Genomic DNA, 21,663 nt, shown 5'->3' on the forward strand with positions numbered 1-21,663 from the left:
GCGATGAGGCCCGCACGCTCAGTCTTTCGACTTGGGAGTCTGGAACACGCTGCCCAGCGTCACGATCTCGCCGAGGCGGGCGTAGCGCGGCCCGCCGATGCGCGCGATCGGGTCGAGCGCCCTGGTCTCGACCTTACCGTCGTTGACGAGACCGTCGCGCAAATGGAACAGCACGACCTCGCCGACGATGAGCCGGCTCTTGGCGTCACCGAATTCGAGGCACTGCCGGAATCGGCACTCCATCGCGACCGGCGCGGCGGCAAGCCGCGGCACCTTGATGCGCTCGCTCGCGAGCGTCTCCAGGCCGAGATGCTCGACCTCGCTGATTTCAGGCGGATGCTCGACGGAGCTGTCGTGCACCGCATTCATCAGCGGCGTATCCGCGATGTGGATCACATATTCCTCGGTATCGAGGATGTTGTGCGCGGTGTCCTTGTAGTCGGCGCCCTTGCGGCCCACGCTGATGGCGAGCATCGGCGGCTTCTGCGAGACGAAGGTGAAGGCGCTGAACGGAGCGAGATTGAGCACGCCCGTAGCTGACAAGCTCGTCACCCAGGCGATCGGGCGCGGCACCACGATACCGGTCATCAGGCGGTAGATGCGCTCGGCGCCGAGCTCGGTCGGATCGATCCGCATCGATCAGTCCGCCCTGATATTGGCCTTGCGCACCACCGGAATCCACTTGGCGTCCTCGCGCTCGAGATAGGCCCTGAATTCGGCCGGCGTCATCGGCGTGGCTTCGCCGCCGAGCTTTTCGAACTTGTCGACCACGGCGGGGTCTTTGAGAATCGCGACCAGCGTCTCGTGCAGCTTCTCGACGATGGGCGCAGGCGTGCCAGCGGGCGCGAACAGGCCGGTGAAGGTCTGGCCGTCGAAGTCCTTGTAGCCGAGCTCGGCGAAGGTCGGCACGTCGGGCAGCGACTTCAATCGATGCGGTGAGGTGACGGCGAGCGCGCGGAACAGGCCGGCCTTGATGTGCTGGAGGCTGACCGTGAGCTGGTCGAAGGCGAACTGCACCTGACCGCCCAGGAGATCGTTGATGGCCGGCGCATTGCCGCGGTAATGCGCCGTGACCCATTGCAGGCCGAGATTCGACTGCATCAGCTCGCTGAGCAGATGGTTGGTGGTGCCGGGACCGGGCGAGGCCATGGTCAGCTTGCCGGGCTCGCGCTTGGCGAGGTCGAGAAACTCCTTGAGCGTGGTCGCCTGCACCGAGGGATGAACCTCGAGCACCAGCGGCGTCATCGAGATCGTCGAGATCGGGAGAAAGTCCTTCTTCCAATTATAGGCGTCGCGCTTGTTGATCTCGGTCGCGAACAGCACCGGGCCGTTGGCGCCGACGAACAGCGTGTAGCCGTCGGGCGCCGACTTGGCGAAGGCTTCGCCCGCGATCATGCCGCCGGCGCCGGCCTTGTTCTCGATGACGAAGGGTTGGCCGAGCTTCTCCTGGAGCTTGTCGGCGACGATGCGCGCGGCGCTGTCGACATTGCCGCCGGCGGGATAGGGCACGATCAGCTTGACGTTGCGCGCCGGCCATTGCTGGCCGGAGGCGGGTCCCGCCAACATTGCGGCTGCTGCAGCGATGGCAATCCAGATTAATCTCATGTTAACCTCCCGGCGGCGCTTCCAATTCCATATCGGGCGCAGACTTTCGTGCATGGCATCCCGATCGAAGCGCAATCTCCAGATGCGCGCTTGCCCTGTCGAGCGAATTGTGGCGTTCTTGTCCATATTATGGACAAACGACGCGCAACGAAATCCACCCGCAGCGCCGTGGAGCCGCGACATGGCGCGCAGGCGATCCGGCGCGCGCTCGCGGTGCTGCGCATCCTGGCCGCAGGGCGCGAGGACGGTGTGCCATTGGCAGAGGTGGTCCGCACGACCGGGCTCACCCGCCCCACCGTGCATCGCATCGTCCACGTGCTGATCGAGGAAGGCATCGTCGAGCGGCACGGCCGGAGCGGCCGCTACGCGATCGGCAACCAGGTACCGGAACTGGCGCTGGCGCGTCCGCGGCCATCGCGGCTCTTGGTCGCCGCAAATCCGTCGCTGCAGCGCGCGTCCGCCGCGATCGGCGACACGCTGTTCCTGACGGTGCGCACCGGCAACGACACGCTCTGCGTCGATCGCCGGATCGGCGTCTACCCGATCCAGGTGCTGTCGATCGAGGTCGGCGCACGCCGGCCGCTCGGCGTCTCCAGCGCCGGCGTTGCCATTCTCGCCGCAATGCCGGCGCAGGAGGCGCGAAAGATCGTCGCGGCGAACGAGAAGCGGTTCGAGGCCTACCGGACCGACGTCGCGACCGTGCTCGGCGAGGTCACCGCCGCCAGGCGGCTGGGATATGGCATGAGAGAGATCGGACTGGTGCAGGGGACGAAATCGATCTCGACCTGGATCAAGACGCCGGACGGGCAACCGGCTGCAGCGATGACGGTCTCCGCCGTTCGCACGAGGCTCGGGCCAAGGCGCGAGCAGGAGGTCGCGGAGATCCTGCTGCGGGAGGCGCGGATGATCGAGCAGGCGATCGGGGGGTGAAGCGCGGACGGCGCCTCTTCGCCTCTCCCCGCTTGCGGGGAGAGGCCGGAATTTGCGCAGCAAATTCCGGGTGAGGGGGAGCCTCCGCGAGTCCAGCTGCCACCATCTTCGTGGAGAGAGCCCCTCACCCCAACCCTCTCCCCGTAAGAACGGGGCGAGGGAGCGCACCGCCGGCGCGGCTGGAGCTCGCTTCAAACCCAGCGCTGTCAATGGGCTGACGTACCGCTCCGTTTTGTGGCACAACGGCCGCCATCGCCGACCGATCAACGAGGCCACGCATGCCCGCGCCGAAACCGCCTGCCTTCGAGACCCTGAGCCTGCATGCGGGCCAGCATCCGGATCCCACGACCGGCGCCCGGGCGGTGCCGATCTACCAGACCACGTCCTACGTGTTCCAGGATTCCGATCACGCCGCCGCGCTGTTCAATCTGGAGCGCGCCGGCCACATCTATACGCGCATCTCCAATCCGACCACCGGCGTGCTGGAGGAGCGGCTTGCGGCGCTGGAAGGCGGAGTCGGCGCGATCTGCACGGCGAGCGGCCAGGCGGCGCTGCACCTCGCCATCGCCACGCTGCTCAATGCCGGCGACCACATCGTGGCGTCGAGCTCGCTCTATGGCGGCACCATCAATTTGTTGGCGCACACGCTGCCCCGCTTCGGCATCACCACGACGTTTGTGAAACCACGCGATCTCGACGCATTCCGCGCGGCGATCAAACCGAACACGAAGCTCGTGATCGGCGAGACCATCGGCAACCCCGGCCTCGAGGTGCTCGACATCCCGAAGGTTGCGGCGATCGCGCATGAGGCCAAGATTCCGCTTCTGATCGACAACACCTTCGCCACGCCCTATCTCAGCCGTCCGATCGAGCTCGGCGCCGACATCGTGATGCATTCGGCGACCAAATGGATCGGCGGCCACGGCATCGCGATCGGCGGCGCCATCGTCGACGGCGGCCGCTTCGACTGGCGCTCCTCCGGCAAGTTCGGCGTGCTGACCGAGCCCTATGGCGGCTATCACGGCATCGTCTTCGACGAGCAGTTCGGCACCGCCGCCTTCATCATGCGCGCCCGCACCGAAGGCCTGCGCGATTTCGGCGCCTGCCTGTCGCCGACCAACGCGTTCCAGCTGCTCCAGGGCGTCGAGACGCTCGGCGTGCGCATGGACCGGCATATGCAGAACACGCATCTGGTGCTGGAGGCGCTGAAGTCCAACAAGGCCGTGGACTGGGTGCTGCACCCGTCGCTCGAGGATCATACGGACTACCAGCTTGCCAAGACGCTGCTGCCGCGCGGTGCCGGCTCGATCGTCTCCTTCGGCATCAAGGGCGGCCGGCCTGCCGGACGCAAGTTCATCGAGAGCTTACGCATGATCAGCCATCTCGCCAATGTCGGCGACGCCAAGACGCTGGTGATCCATCCGGCCTCGACCACGCATCAGCAGATGGACGCCGAGCAGCTCAAGGCGGCCGGCATCGGCGAAGAGCTGGTGCGGCTCTCGGTCGGCATCGAGACCGCAAGCGACATCATCGACGACCTCAACCAAGCGCTGCGCATCTCGCAAAAGGCCTGACACCATGAAGCTCTCCGTCAACGGCACCGATGTGTTTGTCGCAACCGGTGGCCGCGACTTCGACAAGTCCCTGCCCGCGGTCGTCTTCATCCACGGCGCCGGCTTCGACCATTCGACCTGGGCATTGCATACGCGCTGGTTCGCCCATCACGGCTTTGCCGTGCTGGCGCCCGACCTGCCCGGCCACGGCCGCTCTACTGGGCCTTCGCTCGGCAGCATCGCCGAGATGGCCGACTGGACGGCGGCGCTGCTCGATGCGGCGGGCGCCGCAAAGGCGCATCTGATCGGTCACTCCATGGGCTCGCTGATCTCGCTGGAGACCGCCGCGCGACATCCCGACAAGGTGTCAGCGCTGAGCCTGATCGGCACCGCCGCGACCATGACGGTGGGTCCGGATCTGTTGAAAGCCGCCGAAGCCAACTCGCAGGATGCCAACGACATGGTCTCGATCTGGGGCCTCGGCTTCAACGCGGAGCTCGGCGGCAGCCTGGCGCCGGGCCTGTGGATGCATGGCGGCGCGCAGGCGGTGCTCAGGGCATGCGAGCCGGGCGTGCTGTTCAGGGATCTGTCGGCCTGCAACTCCTATACGAATGCGCTTGCCGCTGCGGCGACCGTGAAGGTGCCGACGACGCTCATCCTCGGCGAGCGGGACATGATGACGCCGGCGAAGGCCGGCAAGGCGCTCGCCACGGCGATCCCGCATGCAAAGACCGTCGTGGTGCCCGGCGCCGGCCACATGATCATGGCCGAGCGGCCGGACGAGCTGCTGGCGGCGCTGAGGAACTAAAGTTGTCTACGCATGATCTTTCCGGAAAACCGCTTCGCACTTTTCCGGATCATGCTTTAGGCGGATCAATCTTCCGTCTTGCGCGTTGCGGTCAGACATCCCTCTCACTCAAGAAGGGAACTGGACCATGCCGAGACAGGAAGTCATTCGCAAAGCCAGGCAAGACAAGCGCGCCGGCAAGTCGGCCAGCACGCAGGCCGGCGAATTCGTCAAGGACGAGATCGACAGGATCCGGAAAGGCAAGCACGGCGCACGCTCGACCAAGCAGGCCATCGCGATCGGCCTCTCCGAAGCGCGTCGCGCCGGTGTCGATCTGCCGCCGCCGCGCAAAGGGCGCACCAAGAAGGCGACGCGCCGCAGCGCCAAATATGCCTATGAGGTCGGCCAGGGCAAGCGCACGTCGAAGCGGAGGCCGAAAGTATCGCGCGCTGTCGAGCGTGTTCTCAAGAAGGAACCGCGCTCGACCGCGTCGCGCAGTGCGCTGTCGAAACAGGCCAAAGAAGCCGCAAGCCGCCGACCCGCAGCATCCCGTTCAGCCGCCGCGCGCAAGGCAAGCCACACCAAGGGTGCCAAGGTCCGCTCCGCCGCCGGCAAGAAGGCGGCACGCACCCGCGCGCGCCGCCGGAGTTGATCAGTTGCGCCGGTTCAGGAGCCTGGATTCCATTTCCAGACGATGTCGGAGACGCTGACGGGCTTCGGGATCAGGCCGAGCCTTGCAAAACGGTCGGCGACCGCCTGCTGGCTTGCGATGATCTCGGCATCCAGCGGCACCACGCGGAAGTTTGAGCGACCCACGAAGCGCCTGACGGCCTCGATGTCGACGCCGGTCGCGTCCGCCTGGGCTTTGGCGACGTCCTCGTGGTGCTCGTTGGCCCAGACGCCTTCAGAGGCGAAGGTGGTGTTGAGCTTCGCCACCAGCGAAGGGTATTTATCAACGAAATCCGTGTTGGCGATGTAGAACGCATTCGGCTTGTGCACGTCCTTGTCGAAAGCGATGACCCGCGCCTTTTCCTTCAGCTCGGCGAGCGCGAGATAGGGATCCCAGATCGACCAGGCATCGACCGAGCCCTTGACGAAGGCGGCGGTCGCATCGGCGGGCGCGAGCGGCGCCGGCGTGATGTCGGACCAGGACAGGCCGGCCTTTTCGAGCGTGGCAACCAATAGATTATGCGCGCTCGATCCCTTGCCGAAGGCGACGCGCTTGCCCTTGAGATCGGCCAGCGTCTTGATGGCCGAGTCCTTCGGCACGATGATCGCCTGGGTGTTGCCTTCCGATTTCACCGCGGCGGCGTAGCGGATCTTGGCGCCGCCGGCCTGCGCGAAGATCGGCGGGGAGTCGCCGACATAACCGAAATCGACGCTGCCGACATTGATGGCCTCCAGCAGCGGCGGACCGAACTGGAAGTCGACCCACTTGATCTCGATGCCGAGCGGCTTGAAGGCGTTCTCGAGCGTCTGGCGCTGGCGCACCGCCGGGAAGAAGCCGCCCTTCTGCGTGCCGATGCGGATTTCGGCCGGCTTGTCCTCGGCGTGAGCGGGTGCAGCAAGGGCGGTTGCAAGCAGGAGCGTCGTTGCCAGAATGTGTCGTCGGGTGATCATGACGCGGGTCCTTTCGGTGGGATCAGTTGGGGAAGAGTTGCGAGCTTGCGCGCCCGCTCCGCGCGGAGAAGACGGCACGGGCGGCACGCTCGGCCTCACGGGCCGAACGGAACTGGCGGCCTTCGAGGCTGTCGAACAGGCGCTCGGAGGAGAAGAAGCGGAAGCCACGCTCGTCGCGCGTGATGATGCCGGCGGCGCGATCCTGGATCTCGATGATGTAAGCGTTCGACTGGGGCTGGGACATGACTGCTCGTCCGCCGGAAATTCGGCGTTCCTGTCTTGGGATTTCGATGTGAGGTGCTGCTAGGAGACGGTCAGCAACAACAACAGGCGCCCGTTGCCGCCGAGAAACAGCGCCGCGTCATGCACGCATGCATGTCGTTCTGATTGCGCTGGTGATCGGTTTTCATCGTGCGGCTTCAGGCTCGAGGAGCAGTTTCGATGGCTCGAATATCAAGCGATCGGCACGATTGGTCAATGAAATGGCTATCCATATTTGGGGCGCGCGCGCTCGGGCGCTTCTCCCACCGCAAGCATTGACAGACGGATTCATCTCGCGATGAGTTCAACGCGCGCGAAAGGCAGGCATGCTACGCTCGACGCATCACAAGGCCCTTGATTTGGGAGGTTCCAGGCATGGCGGATGCTTTGAGGGGGCGCACGGCGCTCGTCACCGGCGGCTCGCGCGGAATTGGCGCGGCCGTCTGTCGCGCGCTGGCCGACTCAGGCGCGGCAGTGGCGATCAATTGCCGCGAGAGAATTGGCCAGGCTGAACAACTCGCAGGCGAGATCGGCAAGCAGGGCGGCCGCGCCATCGTGGTCGCCGCCGATGTCTCGCAGCGCGAGGCCGTGGCCGATATGGTCGAGCGCGTCACCGCCGGGCTCGGGCCGATCGACATCCTGGTCAACAATGCCGGTATCGCCATCACGCGCGGCGTCGACGATCTCACCGAGGACGATTTCGATCGCACCATCCTGGTCAATCTGAAATCCGCCTTCCTGTGCACGCAGGCCGTGCTGCCATCGATGCGCGCGCGGACATGGGGCCGCATCGTCAACATCTCCTCGGGTGCAGCGCGCGGTGCCGGCTCGATCGGGCCGCACTACAATGCGTCCAAGGCCGGCATGGAGGGCCTGACGCGCGGCTATGCGGCGCGGCTCGTAAAGGAGGGTATCACCGTCAACGCGGTGGCGCCGTCGCTGATCGAGACCGACATGATGAGCGGCCAGCCCGCACTCGTCGGCCGCATCCCGCTCGGCCGCTTCGGCACGGCGGATGAAGTAGCCAAGGCCGTGATGCTACTGATCGACAATGCCTACATGACCGGACAGACCATCGCGCTGAGCGGCGGGATGGCGTTTAATTGAGGGCACTGTCATTCATAGCAGGCTCCCTCTTCCTTCTCCCCTTGTGGGAGAAGGTGGCGCGAAGCGCCGGATGAGGGGTTCTCGCCGCACACTACTCTCATTGTGAGGAAAGATACCCCTCGCCCGTCTCGCCGCTGACGCGGCGATCCACCCTCTCCCACAAGGGGAGAGGGGAAGAAAGAACTCACCACATCGTCGCGGCGGCGCGCTCGGGCCAGATGCGGTCGTATTCCGCGCCGCCGACTTTGTTGTCGCTCATCTCCGCAAGAATCTGCCCCGGTGTCGGCAGCGTCTTCGGATTGACGCGCTTGTCGGGATTCCAGAGGTCGGAGCGAACGATGGCGCGGGCGCACTGGAAGTAGATTTCGTCAACGTTCATCACCATGACGCTGCGCGGCGCCTTGCCCTCGACCTTGAACGAGGCCAGCAGCTCCGGATCGATCGACAGATGCGCGCGGCCGTTGGCCCGCACCGCATTGCCCGAGCCGGGGATCAGGAACATCAGCGACACGCGCGGGTCGCGCACGATATTGCGCAAGGAATCGACCCGGTTGTTGCCGCGGCGGTCGGGCAGCATCAGCGTCTTGGGGTCGTGGATGCGGACAAAGCCGGGCAGATCGCCGCGCGGCGAGCAGTCGATGCCTTCGGGCCCGATGGTGGCGAGCGCGGCGAACGGCGCCTTCTCGATGAAGATGCGGTAGAGCGGGGTGACGTGGTCGGCAACTTTGACGGTCGAGGCATCGTTCGTGACGCCGTAGATGGCCTCCAGCTGCTCGACCGTTTCAATCACCGTCATTCCACTCTCTCCGTGTTATTGCCCGCAACTAATCTTGCCAGCCTTGATTCCTGATCACGCGCACGAGCTGGCGGCTGTGATAGTCGGCGCTTCCGGCATTGAGGATGGTGACATCGGCGTGTGCCGAGGCGTCATCGACGCTGCGCGACAGCCGCTCGGCGATGTTGCCATCGCTTGTCCGGGCGCGCGCGGCAAGCCGCTGCGCCAATACGTCCGGCGGCGCCGTGATCGCGACCACCACGACGTTGGCATAGGCGCGGCGCAAGGCAGCGATCACGGTGCGTGAGACGTTGGCAACGATGGTGCGGCCCGCGCGGACGTCGTCGCTGATCTCGAGCGGCAGTGCATAGGAATGCCCATGCGCCTCCCAGTGCACGGCAAAGTCGCCGTGCTCGCACGCGCGGCGGAATTCGTCGGGACTGACTGCGATATTGTCTTCATCGGCCGAGGACGCACGCGTCACGATGCGGCGCGGGAAGACGATGTCGGGATCGTCGCTGCAAGCCGCCTGGGCCAGCCGCAGCAAGGTATCCTTGCCGGCGCCGCTGGGGCCGACCACGAGCACGAGCCGGCCGGGGCCGATCGCACCCGTCTCGCCTTCGCCCGTGGCCGCCATCTCGCTCATGCGACGCGGTGTCCTTCGCGCCAGACGCTGCGGACCACGGGAACGTGGCCTGCGACATGGACGCGGATCAGATCGGCGCGCTTGCCGGTCGCGACCTCGCCGCGGTCGGTGAGGCCGACCGCTTCGGCGGGCGCTTTCGTCACGGTGCGGACCGCGGCCGGAAGGCTGATCGCGGGCACATGCTCGGGCAATTGCAACGCGGCCATCAAAAGGCTCGACGGGATGTAGTCCGACGACAGGATGTCGAGCAGGCCCTCGCGGGCGAGATCGACCGCGGCGATGTTGCCGGAGTGCGAGCCGCCGCGCACCACGTTCGGCGCGCCCATCAGGATGTCGATGCCGGCCTGGTGCAGGCCGCGCGCGGCCTCCAGCGTGGTCGGGAATTCCGCGACGGAGACGCGGTCGCGCACGGCGTCCGCGACGTTCTCCTCGGTGGTGTCGTCGTGGCTCGCTAGCGGAATGTTGTACTGATGCGCCAGCGCTACGATCTCGCGCATGTTGGCCGCGGCATAGAGCCTTTGATATTCGAACCGCTTTGCGAACAGCTCGTCGAGCTCGGCATCGGTCTTGCCGCCGCCCTTGCCGCGATAATAGTCGCGCAGCTTGACCTCGTCGCGAAACTGGCGCTGGCCCGGCGTGTGGTCCATCAGCGACATCAGCTTGACGTCGGGACGGTCGATCAGCTCCTTGGCCTCCTCGACCACGCTTGGCATCGGGATCTCGCAGCGCAGATGCAGGAAGTGATCGGCGCGCAGCAGGTTGGCCTCGCGCGCGGTGGTGATCGCGGCGGCGAGCACGCCGGCGCGGCCATCGACCTCCTCGGCGCCGTCCTCGCGCCAGACCCGGAGCGAATCCAACACGGTGGTGATGCCCGAGGTCGCGAGCTGGCCGTCATAGGAGATGACGGCGGCGACAGGATTCCAGAACACTTTTGGCCGCGGTACGTAATGCGCCTCGAGATGGTCGGTGTGGAGTTCGATCAGGCCGGGCATGATCAGATCGCCGCCGGCATCCTCGGCACCCGCGGGCGCCCTCCCCTCGCCGATCTCCGCAATGCGGCCGTCGGCAAGCGCGAGCCAGCCCTGTTCGATCACCCGGTCAGCCAGCACGATCCTGGCGTTGGCGATCACGGATTCCTTCTTCATTTCCCCATTCCTTCAGGCCGCGGCGGCAAAGCCGGTGACGTCGACGATGCGGTCGGCAATCAAATGACGGATTTCGTCGTCATGGACAATGGCGACCATGGCGACGCCCTGACGTTTCTTTTCAGCGACCAGCTCGACCACCACGGCGCGATTGGCCGCATCGAGCGAGGCGGTCGGCTCGTCCAGCAGCAGGATCGGCAGCTCCGAGATGAAGCCACGGGCGATGTTCACGCGCTGCTGCTCGCCGCCGGAGAAGGTCGCGGGGGGAAGCTGCCAGAGCCGCTCGGGGATGTTGAGACGATGCAGCAGCTCGCCGGCGCGCGCCTGTGCCTCAGTCCGGCTCATGCCATTCGCGATCAGCGGCTCCGCGACGACGTCGATGGTGGCGACGCGCGGCACCGCGCGCAGGAACTGGCTGACATAGCCGATGGTGGAGCGGCGGATGTTGAGCACCTGGCGTGGCTCGGCGGTGGCAAGATCGACCACTTTGCCGCGATGGCGGATGCCGATGCAGCCGCTATCGCAGCGATAATTGCCGAAGATCATCTTCAGGATGGACGACTTGCCGGCGCCCGACGGCCCCGACAGCACGACGCACTCGCCTGGATTGACCTGGAAGGTCACGCCACGCACGACAGGCAGCTCGATGCCGCCCTGCAGGTGCATCGTAAAGGTCTTGCCGGCGTCAGTGATGTCGATCATGGCGGTCATTGGAAAGCTCATATCGTAAAGTTCATGGCGGCAGGATCGAGGAGACGAGGAGCTGGGTATAGGGCTCGCGCGGGTCGTCGAGCACCTGGTCCGTGAGACCGGTCTCGATGACGCGGCCGCCTTTCATCACCATCACGCGGTGCGACAAGAGGCGCGCCACCGCGAGATCGTGGGTGACGATGATGACGGCGAGGTTCAGCTCGGCGACGAGGCTGCGCAAGAGATCGAGCAGGCGCGCCTGCACCGATACGTCAAGGCCGCCGGTCGGCTCGTCCATGAACACGAGCCGCGGCTCGGTAACGAGGTTGCGGGCGATCTGGAGGCGCTGGCGCATGCCGCCGGAATAGGTGCGCGGCGCATCGTCGATGCGCGCGACGTCGATCTCGACGCGCGTCAGCCAATCCGACGCGGTCTCACGGATTCGGCCGTAGTGATTCCACCCCACCGCCATCAGCCGCTCGCCGACATTGGCGCCGGCAGAGACCGCCATGCGCAGGCCCTGCGCGGGGTCTTGATGCACAAAGCCCCAATCGGTGCGGAACAGGAAGCGGCGCTCGGCCTCGCCGAGCGTCGTGAGATCGCGGGTGACGCCATCACGCATCCGATAGGACACATGGCCTGCACTCGGCGCGAGCTGGCCCGACAGCATTTGCAGCAGCGTCGACTTGCCCGAGCCGGATTCGCCGACGATCGCCAGCACCTCGCCGGGATAGAGCGAGAACGACACGTCGCGACAGGCATTGATGCGGCCGAACGACTTGCTGAGGGATTTTGCGACCAGCAGCGGCTCGTCGTTCTCGACCAGATTCTGATCAGCCATTCGCGGCCTCCTGCGCCTTATCCTTGTACGGCGCGGCACTGAGGCTGCCGTGATGGCCGGCGGCCTGGCGGCCCTCGCAATAATCGGTATCCGAGCAGACGAACATGCGCCCGCCCTTGTCGTCGGTCACGATCTCGTCGAGATAGGAATTCTCCGCGCCACAGAGCGCGCAGGGCGCGTTGAAGCGGTAGGGCTCGAACGGGTGATCCTCGAAATCGAGCGACACCACCTGGGTGTAGGGCGGGATGGCGTAGATGCGCTTCTCGCGGCCGGCGCCGAACAATTGCAGCGCCGGGGAATTGTCCATCTTGGGATTGTCGAACTTCGGCGTCGGCGACGGGTCCATCACGTAGCGCGCGTTGACCTTGACCGGATAGGCATAGGCGGTGGCGATGTGGCCGAAACGGGCGATGTCCTCGTAGAGCTTCACATGCATCAGGCCGTATTCGGCTAGCGCGTGCATGCGCCGCGTCTCGGTCTCGCGCGGCTCGAGGAAGCGCAACGGCTCGGGGATCGGCACCTGATAGACCAGCACCTGGTTCTCGTTCAGCACCGTCTCGGGGATGCGGTGACGGGTCTGGATCACGGTTGCCTCGTCCGTCGCCGTCGTGGTCGCAACGCCCGCGGTCTTGGCGAAGAATTTGCGGATCGAGATCGCGTTGGTGGTGTCGTCCGAGCCCTGGTCGATCACCTTCAGCACGTCCTGAGGCCCAAGGATCGCGGCGGTGACCTGCACGCCGCCGGTGCCCCAGCCATACGGCATCGGCATTTCGCGACTGGCGAACGGCACCTGATAGCCGGGGATGGCGATCGCCTTGAGGATCGCGCGGCGGATCATGCGCTTGGTCTGCTCGTCGAGATAGGCGAAGTTGTAGGCGGGCGCGTTCATTCCGCGGCCTCCTTCATGGCATCGGGCGCATTGGCATCGGCAAACTCTTGCCGCAACTTTCGGAGCAGGCCGAGCTCGGACTGGAAGTCGACATAGTGCGGCAGCTTTAGGTGCTCGACGAAGCCGGTCGCCTGGACATTGTCCGAATGCGACATCACGAACTCCTCGTCCTGCGCCGGGGCCAGCGCCTCCTCGCCGAGCTCACGGGCGCGCAGCGCGCGATCGACCAGCGCCATCGACATGGTTTTGCGCTCGCTCTGGCCGAAGGCGAGGCCATAGCCGCGGGTGAAGCACGGCGCCTCGGTCGCGGAGCCCTTGAACTGGTTGACCATCTGGCACTCGGTCAGCTCGATCGCCCCGAGCGGCACGGCAAAGCCGACATCTTCCGCGACAAATTCGACCTCGACCTCGCCGAAACGGATCTCGCCGACGAAGGGATGGTTGCGGCCGTAGCCGCGCTGGGTGGAATAGCCCATCGCGAGCAGAAAGCCTTCGTCACCACGCGCGAGGTTTTGCAGGCGCAAATCACGGTCCGCGGGGAAATTCAGCGGCTCGCGGGTGAGATCGCCGACGCTGGCGCCGTCCTCGGCTTCCGGCGATGCTTCGATCAGCCCGTCGCGGCCGAGAATGTCTGTCACGCGCGGCGTCGGCGCGGTGGAGGCTTCGGCCGCAGCCGGCCTCTCCGGCACAAAACCTTGGGCGAGCGATGGATCGAGCAGGCGGTGCGTGTAGTCGAAGGTCGGCCCCAGGATCTGGCCGCCGGGAATGTCCTTGAAGGTCGCCGACACCCGCCGCTGCACCCGCATGGTGCCGGTGTCGACGGGCTCGCTGGCACCGAAGCGCGGCAGCGTGGCGCGGAAGGCGCGAACCAGGAAGATCGCCTCGATCAAATCGCCGCGCGCCTGCTTGATCGCAAGCGACGCGAGCTCGCGGTCATAGAGCGAGCCTTCGCTCATGACGCGATCGACGGCCAGGCCGAGCTGCTCCGAGATCTGGTCGAGCGTGATTTCCGCAACGCTCTGGTCGCCGCGCCGCTTATGCGCGAGCAGGCGATGGGCGTTCTCGATGGCGCGTTCGCCGCCTTTGACTGCGACATACATGCTTCTAGCTTCCCTTGCTCACGATTCGCGTTGTGCGGGGGATCGCGACCACAGCGTCATCGGCGACCAGCACCACATCGATGCCGCGCGGAAACAGCGCCTCGTTGATATGCAGGCGCTCGAACAGGTCGAAAGGCTTGATCGACGCCTGCAGCGTGGCGACACCGTCAATGCCGGGGCCGCGCAGTTCGAAGCTGCGCCCGGCGGCGAGGCTGTCGACCTGGATGACCACCGTGGTCGAACGGTCCGGATACTCGCTGGTGCCGAACGCGAAGCGCTCGAGCGCAGGCAAGGCGCCGCCGTCACTGATGAGCGCGAAGGAAGCGATCGACGAATCCTGCACGACCGGCGCGCCGGTGTGGAACTTCAGCCACTTCGTCACGTCCGCGCTTTCCGCCATCCGTGCGTCGAGCCAGAGCGGCGTGTCGTGGTCGAACAGCGTCAGCGCGATCGCGGCGGTGCCTCGCATCATCGTATCAGGCGCGCCCGCCATCGGAACGATGCGCTGGACCGAGCCCGGCCGCGCCATGGCGTCCATGACCGAGCGAAAGGTCGATTGCGCCGACAGCACCTTGTCGGCGAAACCGGGCGGCAGCTCCGCAATCGTGGTCATGATCTCACCCCTCACCGCGCACCATGGTGTAGAAATCAACCTTCGTCGCGGCGGCCGCTGCCGCCGCCTGCTTGCGCCTGACCATAAGCTGCTCGCGCAACGGCGCGATAACGTCGCGCTCCACCGCTCCGCCGAAATCGCGGGACTGCACCAGCGCATCGCACAGCGCGATCAGCCGCGCCTTCTCACCGTCGCGGCCGAGCGTGTAGCCGAACCCGACCTCGCCGCTCGCAAGCCGCACCGCGGCGCGCGACACCGTCGCTTCGCCGAGATTGAACGGCGCGCCGTCGCCGCCGACCCGGCCGCGCAGCATGACGAGGCCGTTCTCGGGCGTGCGCAGATCCTGATGGTCCGGGAGGGCCAAGTTGCGGAGGCGAGCGGCGATCTCGCCCGCCTCCGCGTGCGCCAGCACCGCCATTGCGGCCTTGCGCTGGGCTTGCTGGTCGTTGTGCTGGGTCACTTGGTCCATCGAACCTTCTACAGAACTTGCCGCACCGAAGTTGTCTATGATAATAGACAACTTCATACGGACGCGCCATGACTGTTTCGTGACAATGCTGTGATTTCTGGAGTAGGGTTTCCCGCGACATGAGCATGCAGGACACAGCCTCCTCGGGCGTCGCGCTATGGCGCCTCGTGGCCGATGGCATCGAGCGCGGCATCGCCGACGGCCGCTTTGCGGCCGGCGACAAATTGCCGGGCGAGATGGAGATCGCCGAAACCTATCGCGTCAACCGCCACACCGTGCGGCGCGCGTTGGCAGCCCTCGCCGAGCGCGGCCTGGTGCGCGCCGAGCGCGGCAGCGGAACCTATGTCGAGGCGCAAAAGCTCGCTTATCCCTTGCGCTCGCGCACGCGCTTCTCCGAGATCGTCGGCGCCGATGGCCGCGAACCGCATGGCCGGCTGATCGAGGCGACCGATGACGTTGCGACGCGCGAGCTCGCACGAGAGCTGGGATTGAAGACCGGCGCGCCGCTGGTGCGGATCGAGGCGATTCGCCTCGCCGACCGCACCCCGATCTGTGTTTCCACCACCTGGCTCTCGGCTGACCTGTTCCCGGATGCAGGCGCCGTGTTCGCGGCAACGCGCTCGATGACGAAGCTGCTGGAGCATTTCGGCGTCCGCGATTATCGCCGTGGCGCAACGAGAATCACCGCGGGGATTGTCGACGCGAGCGACGCCGCACGGCTCGACCTGGCGCTGGGGCGGCCGATCCTGGTGGTCGACGCCACCGACCACGATCTCACGGGCAAGCCGCTGGTGACGAAGCACTCGCGCTTTGCGGCAGAGCGGGTGGAGTTTTTGGTGGAGAACGCTTAGATCAGAGCGTTTTCCAGCGAAGCCTGCCCTCGGACTTGATCCGGGGTGGAAACGATTTGCGTCGAGAAAACGCGTCAGAACAAAAATCAGAGCTCCGTTCCGATCCAATCGGAACGGATAAGACTGCAGCACGACGTTAGGCGACCGTCCGCTTGCCGATGATCGCGAAGCGCAGCTTGCCGGAAATCCAGTCGATCGACGATACAGTTACCAGGATCAGCAGGATCAGAAACGATACCTTCTGCCATTCCAGCACCCGGATCTGTTCGGCAAGCTGAAGGCCAATGCCGCCAGCGCCAACGATTCCGATGATCGTCGCCGATCGCGTATTCGACTCGAAATAGTAGAGCACCTGGCTCAGCAAGACCGGGAACACCTGCGGCAGCAATCCGAAGCGGACGCTGTGGAGATGGTTGCCGCCCGATGACCGAACGCCTTCCGCGGGGTTCTTCTCGGCGACCTCGATCGCTTCCGAGAACAGCTTGCCGAACGTTCCGAAATCGCTGCAGATCACGGCCAGGATGCCGGCAAACGGCCCCAGCCCCACGACGCCGACCCAGATCAGTGCCCAGATCAAAGTGTCGACTCCACGGATGGTATCGAGGCCACGACGCGTCAATAGGCGGATGATCCGGTTTGCAACCACGTTGCGCGCCGCCAGCAGGGATACCGGCAGCGCGAGCAGCGCGCCGCCCAGGGTGCCGAGAAACGCGATCGACACCGTCTCTCCGAGCGCATGCAGATATTTCAGAACCTCCGCCCAAGAACCCGGGTTGGGCGGCAACATGAGCTGGACGAATTCGCCCAGCCTGACCATGCCCAGGGAGAGCCGATTAAAGGGAATATCGAGCTGGACGATCCCGAACAGGAACAGCCCGACCGTCCCGCCGACGAGTATTGCGATCCTTCCCCGCTGCCACCAATCGGTCCGGAAGACGTCGGGATACCGATGGGCAATGCCGGCCCGGTTTTCAAAACTGAAGGAGCTCATCGGGTGCTTCCCTCCAGCCCGAGCAGGCGGTGTCGCAACCGTTCCGTCAGGAAGTCGATCAACATGACGGTAAGGACGATGAGCAGCAGGATGGCGCTGACGTCGGTGAAGTAGAACTTGCGAACCGCCTCGATCAGATCCTGGCCGATCCCGCCGGCGCCGACGAAGCCCATCACGGCCGCGCCACGCACGTTGATCTCGAACCTGAGCAAGGCATAGCTCACGAAGTTCGAGAGGACCTGAGGCAACGCGCCGAACCGAACAACCTGAACCCAGCTGCCCCCGCTTGCCGCCACCCCTTCGACCGGCTTGCTGTCGATGTTCTCGACAACCTCGGCGAATTGCTTGCCCAACGCTCCGGCGGTATGGATTGCAATCGCCAGAACGCCCGGCAGCGGCCCGAGACCAAAGGCCAGCACGAAGATCAGGGCAAACACGATCTCCGGCACGGTCCTGAAAAACTCCAGAACGCGCCGGGTGACGAAAACAGTCGTTCCTGATTTCACGAGATTGGCCGAGGCGAGGAAGCAAAGCGCAAAACCGCACAGCGCACCCGAGAGGGTGCCCATATAGGCTATCAGCAACGTATCCCCGAGAAGCCGTGCCCAGCGCGGCAATCCCCACAGCCACTCCGCCAAATCGCTCCATGCGGTCGCGAACGAAAATTTGGGTGCGATGCTGAGGAAATAGGCCGGGAAGCGCCAGAAATTCTCGACAAAATTTCCGAGACTGACCTCGCCCATCCAGCCCGCGGCAATGGCAACGGCGATCAGGACGGCGGCACCGAGCCATACGCGGCGGCGCTTGGCGGCAATTGCGGCCGCATAGCGATCGCCAAGCTCACGCAGCCTGGCTTCCGGAAATTCGGGAACTGCTGTTCGCATGGGATGTTCGCGAGAGCCGACGGGCAGATCTTGCGATCTGCCCGACTTGTCCAACGCTTCGTTTCCCTCAGGATTTCTGCTTGCGAATGCTGTCGACAAACTTGGTCAGTTCGATCACGGCGTCATACGCCTTGTGGTCGACCTCGACGTAGGGCAATTGCTTCCCCTCGTAAATCTTGTCGAAAGCCGCCTTGTCCTTCACCGCAATTTCCAGCACTGCTTTCTTGATCGCCGCCTTGAGGTCGTCAGGCAGGCTGCTGAGATAGGCCATCGGCGAGTTCACGATCTGCTCGGACTTCATGATGATCTTGAAATCAGCGGCCTTCGCCATGCCCTTCCGTTCCATCCGGAGCAGGTTCGATTCCTTCTCGTCGTTCCACCAGTTGAACGCCGCGTCGCAGGTGCCCTGGGAAAGCCCGATCACCGCGTTTTCATGGCTCCCCGAATAGACCACCTTGGCGAAGAACTTTTCCGGGTCGATGCCCATCTTGTTCATCGCGAAACGCGGCACGTTGTTGCCGGAAGTCGAATTGGGATCGACGAGGCAGAGGTTCTTGCCTTGCAGGTCCTTAATGTCCTTGTAGCTCGAATCGCTTTTGACATAGAGAACCGAGTAATAGCCTTTGGTGCCGTCGCCGTTCACCTCGATCGCGAACGGTTCGACCTTCGCGCCAATGATGTAGGCACGCGCGTAGGACGCCGGGCCGTACATCGCAATGTGAATGTTTCCTGCACGCTGACCTTCGATCACCGCGGCGTAGTCGTTGGCGATGCGCAGCGTGACCTTGGTTCCAAGCTCGCGGGACAGGTACTCCGTCAGAGGCGTCCAGCGGTTGGTGGTGCCGGAGGCATTCTCGTCGGGGACTTTTGCGAAGATCAACTCAGGATATTTTGCCTTCCAGTCCTGCGCCGCAGCGGCTGAAACTGAAAATGCCAGGGCCGCCGCAGCGGCAACGATCGTACGACGGTCTATCATGACGTCTCCCATTTCAAGGTTATGAAACTGTCGAGTTCCGGCTCTACGACCAGGCTCGATTTAAAGAAGCAGCGATCAGGCCACGGCAACCGTGCGGAGGGCAGGAACTGCCGTGCCGACCGATGCATCCGCGGGCGCAACATCCATGACTTCATTCGCCTCGAGATCGTACAGCTCGCGCGCGATATGATCGGTCAAGGCCGCCGGCGCGCCGTCGAACACCACCCGCCCCGCGGCCATCCCGATCAGGCGGTCGCAATAGCTGCGGGCGAGATCGAGCGAATGCAGGTTGCAGAGCACGGTGATACCGAAATGCTTGTTGATGCGCAGAAGCGCATCCATCACGATCTTGGTGTTGCGGGGATCGAGCGAGGCGATCGGCTCGTCGGCAAGGATAATGTCGGGCTGCTGAACCAGCGCCCGCGCGATCGCCACGCGCTGCTGCTGACCGCCCGAGAGCTGCTCGGCGCGCTGGGCCGCGATGGCAGCCATGTCGAACTGCTCGAGCGCCGACATCGCGATGGCCTTGTCTTCTTCGGGCCAAAGCTGCAGCAGCGACCGCCATGTCGGCACCGTCGACAGCCGCCCCATCAGCACATTGGTGAGGACGTCGAGCCGGCCGACGAGGTTGAACTGCTGAAAAATCATCGCCGACCGCGCACGCCACTGCCGCAGCTCCTTGCCGCGCAGCGCGGTGACGTCGACGCCTTCGAACAGGATGCGGCCTTCGGAGGGCTCGGTGAGGCGGTTGATGGACCGCAGCAATGTCGACTTGCCGGCGCCGGATCGCCCGATCACCCCGACGAAGCCGCCAGGGGAAACTTGAAACGAAGCATCGTCCACAGCGGCCTTCGCGCCGAAGCGACACGTCAGACCTTCAACCACCAGCATCGAGGGGCTCCAGAGTAGCTGGAGCCAACCGCTAACGCCCGTGGTTAACACTTGTGTGACAAGGCTGCTGCAGTGCGGCCATCCTACGCACGTCATCCCCTGTCATCTCATTGTCACGACACCGTCATCCGGCCGCTCGAAGAAAGACTCCCGCCCTCGCACTTCGGATGCAACATGGCCAAAGCTCTTTCGGTTCAGCCGACCGTCGATCCCTCGGCCAAGCTGCATGAGACCAGGCTTGGCGCCTACACCGAAGTCGGCGCGCGCACGATCCTGCATGAAGTCGCGATGGGCGATTATTCCTATGTCGTGAACGATGCGCAGATCACCTACGCCACCATCGGAAAGTTCTGCTCGATCGCGGCGATGACCCGCATCAATCCCGGCAACCATCCGATGCATCGCGCCACTCAGGCGCATTTCACTTACCGATCCAGCGCCTATTTCGAAGGTGAGAGCGACGATCTCGAGTTCTTCGACTGGCGCCGCCGGCATCACGTTCATATCGGCCATGACGTCTGGATCGGCCATGGCGCGATCGTGCTGCCGGGCCGCAACATCGGCACCGGCGCGGTGATCGCCGCCGGCGCGATCGTCACCAAGGACGTGCCGGCCTACAGCATCGTCGCCGGCAATCCGGCCCGCATCGTGCGGCGGCGATTCTCGGAGGAGATCGCCGGACGGCTTGCAAGGCTTGCTTGGTGGGACTGGGATCACGACAAGTTGCGCGAGGCGCTGCCCAATTTCCGCAAGCTCGGGATTGAAGATTTCCTCTCGGCATACGAAGCAAAAGCGAGCTCACTCGCCAATTCTCCTGCCAGCAAACGAAGCGCGGTCGCGTGACAGACATATTCATCGAAGGCGGCCGGGCCCTGATCGGCGCCGAGCTCGTCGAAACCTCTCTTCTCGTCTCCGGAACAGACATTGCAGAGGTCGATGCTTCTCGCGGCCGGGCGCGGCTGGCACTGGATGCCCGTGACCTGCTGGTGCTGCCCGGCATCGTCGATCTGCATGGCGATGCCTTCGAGCGGCAGATGATGCCGCGCGCCGGCGTCGACTTTCCGATCGACGTCGCGCTCGCCGACAGCGACCGCCAGGCGATCAGCAACGGCATCACCACCGTGTTTCACGCCACGACCTGCTCGTGGGAGCCGGGCCTGCGAAGCGCCGACAATGCGCGCGGCCTGATGGAGGCGATCGAGCGGCAGCGTCCGCAGTTCGCTGCCGACACCCGCTTCCACCTGCGGCACGAGACCTTCAATCTCGATGCCGAAGCGGAGATCGCACAGTGGCTCAGCGAGGGCCGCGTCGACCTGTTCGCCTTCAACGATCATATGGACGGCGTCGTTGCCGACATCTCCAACCCACGCAAGCGCAACCGCATGGTGGAGCGCACCGGTCTGTCGAGTGAAGAATTCGACCGGCTGGTCGAGCGCGTGGTCTCGCGCGCCGACGAGGTGCCCGCCTCGGTGTCACGCCTGGCCGCCGCGGCCCGCGGGGCCGAGGTGCGGATGCTCTCGCACGACGATTCGAGCCCGGCGATGCGCCGGGACTTTCGCGAGCTCGGCGCCTTGATCGCGGAGTTTCCGATCAACGAGGAGACGGCGCAGGCTGCGGCCAGCCACGGCGATGCCATCGTCTATGGCGCGCCGAACGTCGTGCGCGGCGGCAGCCACACCGGCTGGACCAGGGCCTCCGACATGATCGCCAAGGGGCTCTGCTCGGTGCTGGCGTCTGACTATTATTATCCCGCGCAGCTGCTCGCCGCGTTCCGCCTGGCCGCCGATGGCGTGGTGCCTCTGGCTCAGGCCTGGGATCTGGTCTCCGCCGGCCCGGCGCGCGCGACCGGCCTCACCGATCGCGGCCTGCTCGCGGAGGGACGCCGCGCTGACATTCTCCTCGTCGACGACAACGTGAAGCTGCGGCCGCGGCTGATCGCGGTGATCTCAGGCGGCAGGCTCGTGCATCTCACCGACGCGACGCGGCTGCTCACCGCAGTGGCGGCCCCGCGCGAGACTGTCGTCGCGGCGTAAATTGGT

General features: G+C 65.1%; 25 protein-coding genes. 8 read left to right on the forward strand and 17 right to left on the reverse strand.

Annotated features, from left to right (window positions below; all coding sequences use genetic code 11):
* Positions 1-18: 18 nt before the first annotated feature.
* Together I6F28_RS19505 and I6F28_RS19510 are read right to left on the reverse strand one after the other, a co-directional pair.
* A complete protein-coding gene (locus tag I6F28_RS19505) occupies positions 19-636 on the reverse strand; it encodes a flavin reductase family protein (RefSeq protein WP_036026965.1) in 618 nt (205 codons plus the stop codon).
* 3 nt (positions 637-639) lie between these two features.
* Positions 640-1,605, reverse strand: a complete 966-nt coding sequence (locus tag I6F28_RS19510; protein ID WP_036014388.1) for a Bug family tripartite tricarboxylate transporter substrate binding protein — start codon at positions 1,603-1,605, stop codon at positions 640-642.
* Positions 1,606-1,734: 129 nt separating this feature from the next.
* Here I6F28_RS19510 and I6F28_RS19515 point away from each other — a divergent pair, with 129 nt between their 5' ends.
* The 4 genes from I6F28_RS19515 to I6F28_RS19530 all read left to right on the forward strand — a co-directional run bounded on the left by I6F28_RS19515 (position 1,735) and on the right by I6F28_RS19530 (position 5,527).
* A complete protein-coding gene (locus tag I6F28_RS19515) occupies positions 1,735-2,535 on the forward strand; it encodes an IclR family transcriptional regulator (protein ID WP_036026964.1) in 801 nt (266 codons plus the stop codon).
* 278 nt (positions 2,536-2,813) lie between these two features.
* Complete coding sequence (locus I6F28_RS19520; RefSeq protein ID WP_036014390.1) at positions 2,814-4,109, forward strand: O-acetylhomoserine aminocarboxypropyltransferase; 1,296 nt, start codon at positions 2,814-2,816, stop codon at positions 4,107-4,109.
* Positions 4,110-4,113: 4 nt separating this feature from the next.
* On the forward strand, positions 4,114-4,896 hold the full coding sequence (locus tag I6F28_RS19525) for an alpha/beta fold hydrolase (RefSeq protein ID WP_225140542.1): 783 nt from the start codon (positions 4,114-4,116) through the stop codon (positions 4,894-4,896).
* A 127-nt stretch (positions 4,897-5,023) separates the two neighbouring features.
* Complete coding sequence (locus I6F28_RS19530; protein ID WP_225140543.1) at positions 5,024-5,527, forward strand: DUF6496 domain-containing protein; 504 nt, start codon at positions 5,024-5,026, stop codon at positions 5,525-5,527.
* A gap of 14 nt (positions 5,528-5,541) precedes the next feature.
* On the opposite strand, the gene I6F28_RS19535 is transcribed toward I6F28_RS19530, so the two are convergent.
* A complete protein-coding gene (locus tag I6F28_RS19535) occupies positions 5,542-6,495 on the reverse strand; it encodes an aliphatic sulfonate ABC transporter substrate-binding protein (protein WP_225140544.1) in 954 nt (317 codons plus the stop codon).
* 22 nt (positions 6,496-6,517) lie between these two features.
* Positions 6,518-6,739 carry a hypothetical protein gene (locus I6F28_RS19540; RefSeq protein ID WP_109145393.1) on the reverse strand — a complete coding sequence of 74 codons (222 nt, stop codon included), beginning with the start codon at positions 6,737-6,739 and terminating at the stop codon, positions 6,518-6,520.
* Between the two features lie 392 nt (positions 6,740-7,131).
* On the opposite strand from I6F28_RS19540, the gene I6F28_RS19545 reads away from it, so the two are divergent.
* Complete coding sequence (locus I6F28_RS19545; protein WP_109145989.1) at positions 7,132-7,863, forward strand: SDR family NAD(P)-dependent oxidoreductase; 732 nt, start codon at positions 7,132-7,134, stop codon at positions 7,861-7,863.
* Positions 7,864-8,047: 184 nt separating this feature from the next.
* Here I6F28_RS19545 and I6F28_RS19550 read toward each other — a convergent pair whose 3' ends face one another.
* From I6F28_RS19550 to phnG, 9 genes are read right to left on the reverse strand one after another with little or no spacing between them, the layout of a single operon-like run.
* Positions 8,048-8,659, reverse strand: a complete 612-nt coding sequence (locus tag I6F28_RS19550) for a pyridoxamine 5'-phosphate oxidase family protein (RefSeq protein ID WP_225140545.1) — start codon at positions 8,657-8,659, stop codon at positions 8,048-8,050.
* A gap of 28 nt (positions 8,660-8,687) precedes the next feature.
* On the reverse strand, positions 8,688-9,284 hold the full coding sequence (gene phnN, locus I6F28_RS19555; protein WP_225140546.1) for a phosphonate metabolism protein/1,5-bisphosphokinase (PRPP-forming) PhnN: 597 nt from the start codon (positions 9,282-9,284) through the stop codon (positions 8,688-8,690).
* On the reverse strand, positions 9,281-10,429 hold the full coding sequence (locus I6F28_RS19560; protein ID WP_225140547.1) for an alpha-D-ribose 1-methylphosphonate 5-triphosphate diphosphatase: 1,149 nt from the start codon (positions 10,427-10,429) through the stop codon (positions 9,281-9,283). The genes phnN and I6F28_RS19560 overlap by 4 nt, the downstream gene beginning before the upstream one ends.
* A gap of 12 nt (positions 10,430-10,441) precedes the next feature.
* Positions 10,442-11,140 carry a phosphonate C-P lyase system protein PhnL gene (gene phnL, locus I6F28_RS19565; protein ID WP_193760573.1) on the reverse strand — a complete coding sequence of 233 codons (699 nt, stop codon included), beginning with the start codon at positions 11,138-11,140 and terminating at the stop codon, positions 10,442-10,444.
* 22 nt (positions 11,141-11,162) lie between these two features.
* Positions 11,163-11,960 (reverse strand): phosphonate C-P lyase system protein PhnK, encoded by a 798-nt coding sequence (gene phnK, locus I6F28_RS19570; protein WP_036014398.1) that lies wholly within the window; start codon positions 11,958-11,960, stop codon positions 11,163-11,165.
* Positions 11,953-12,849 (reverse strand): alpha-D-ribose 1-methylphosphonate 5-phosphate C-P-lyase PhnJ, encoded by an 897-nt coding sequence (locus tag I6F28_RS19575; RefSeq protein ID WP_225140548.1) that lies wholly within the window; start codon positions 12,847-12,849, stop codon positions 11,953-11,955. Before I6F28_RS19575 ends, phnK begins: the two co-directional genes overlap by 8 nt.
* Complete coding sequence (locus tag I6F28_RS19580; protein ID WP_225140549.1) at positions 12,846-13,949, reverse strand: carbon-phosphorus lyase complex subunit; 1,104 nt, start codon at positions 13,947-13,949, stop codon at positions 12,846-12,848. Before I6F28_RS19580 ends, I6F28_RS19575 begins: the two co-directional genes overlap by 4 nt.
* A gap of 4 nt (positions 13,950-13,953) precedes the next feature.
* Positions 13,954-14,562, reverse strand: coding sequence for a phosphonate C-P lyase system protein PhnH (phnH, locus tag I6F28_RS19585; protein WP_225140550.1), 609 nt, complete (start codon positions 14,560-14,562; stop codon positions 13,954-13,956).
* Positions 14,563-14,566: 4 nt separating this feature from the next.
* Entirely contained in the window at positions 14,567-15,031 is a 465-nt protein-coding gene (phnG, locus tag I6F28_RS19590) for a phosphonate C-P lyase system protein PhnG (RefSeq protein ID WP_225113388.1), read from the reverse strand.
* Between the two features lie 119 nt (positions 15,032-15,150).
* Here phnG and phnF point away from each other — a divergent pair, with 119 nt between their 5' ends.
* Entirely contained in the window at positions 15,151-15,882 is a 732-nt protein-coding gene (gene phnF / locus I6F28_RS19595; protein ID WP_109145402.1) for a phosphonate metabolism transcriptional regulator PhnF, read from the forward strand.
* 136 nt (positions 15,883-16,018) lie between these two features.
* On the opposite strand, the gene phnE (I6F28_RS19600) is transcribed toward phnF, so the two are convergent.
* From phnE (I6F28_RS19600) to phnC, 4 genes are all read right to left on the reverse strand, one after another.
* Positions 16,019-16,873, reverse strand: coding sequence for a phosphonate ABC transporter, permease protein PhnE (gene phnE, locus I6F28_RS19600; RefSeq protein WP_225140551.1), 855 nt, complete (start codon positions 16,871-16,873; stop codon positions 16,019-16,021).
* Entirely contained in the window at positions 16,870-17,757 is an 888-nt protein-coding gene (gene phnE / locus I6F28_RS19605) for a phosphonate ABC transporter, permease protein PhnE (RefSeq protein ID WP_225127160.1), read from the reverse strand. The genes phnE (I6F28_RS19600) and phnE (I6F28_RS19605) overlap by 4 nt, the downstream gene beginning before the upstream one ends.
* Before the next feature lie 67 nt (positions 17,758-17,824).
* The gene (phnD, locus tag I6F28_RS19610; RefSeq protein ID WP_109145405.1) at positions 17,825-18,733 is read right to left on the reverse strand and encodes a phosphonate ABC transporter substrate-binding protein; all 909 of its coding nucleotides are present in this window, start codon (positions 18,731-18,733) and stop codon (positions 17,825-17,827) included.
* A 75-nt stretch (positions 18,734-18,808) separates the two neighbouring features.
* Positions 18,809-19,624 (reverse strand): phosphonate ABC transporter ATP-binding protein, encoded by an 816-nt coding sequence (phnC, locus tag I6F28_RS19615; protein WP_225140552.1) that lies wholly within the window; start codon positions 19,622-19,624, stop codon positions 18,809-18,811.
* A 174-nt stretch (positions 19,625-19,798) separates the two neighbouring features.
* On the opposite strand from phnC, the gene I6F28_RS19620 reads away from it, so the two are divergent.
* Both I6F28_RS19620 and I6F28_RS19625 read left to right on the forward strand, forming a co-directional pair.
* The gene (locus tag I6F28_RS19620; protein ID WP_036026920.1) at positions 19,799-20,467 is read left to right on the forward strand and encodes an LbetaH domain-containing protein; all 669 of its coding nucleotides are present in this window, start codon (positions 19,799-19,801) and stop codon (positions 20,465-20,467) included.
* Entirely contained in the window at positions 20,464-21,657 is a 1,194-nt protein-coding gene (locus I6F28_RS19625) for an alpha-D-ribose 1-methylphosphonate 5-triphosphate diphosphatase (protein ID WP_225140553.1), read from the forward strand. The genes I6F28_RS19620 and I6F28_RS19625 overlap by 4 nt, the downstream gene beginning before the upstream one ends.
* The last annotated feature ends 6 nt before the right edge of the window (positions 21,658-21,663 follow it).

The organism is Bradyrhizobium sp. NBAIM14 (genome assembly GCF_020193895.1).
Classification (GTDB): Bacteria; Pseudomonadota; Alphaproteobacteria; order Rhizobiales; family Xanthobacteraceae; genus Bradyrhizobium; species Bradyrhizobium yuanmingense.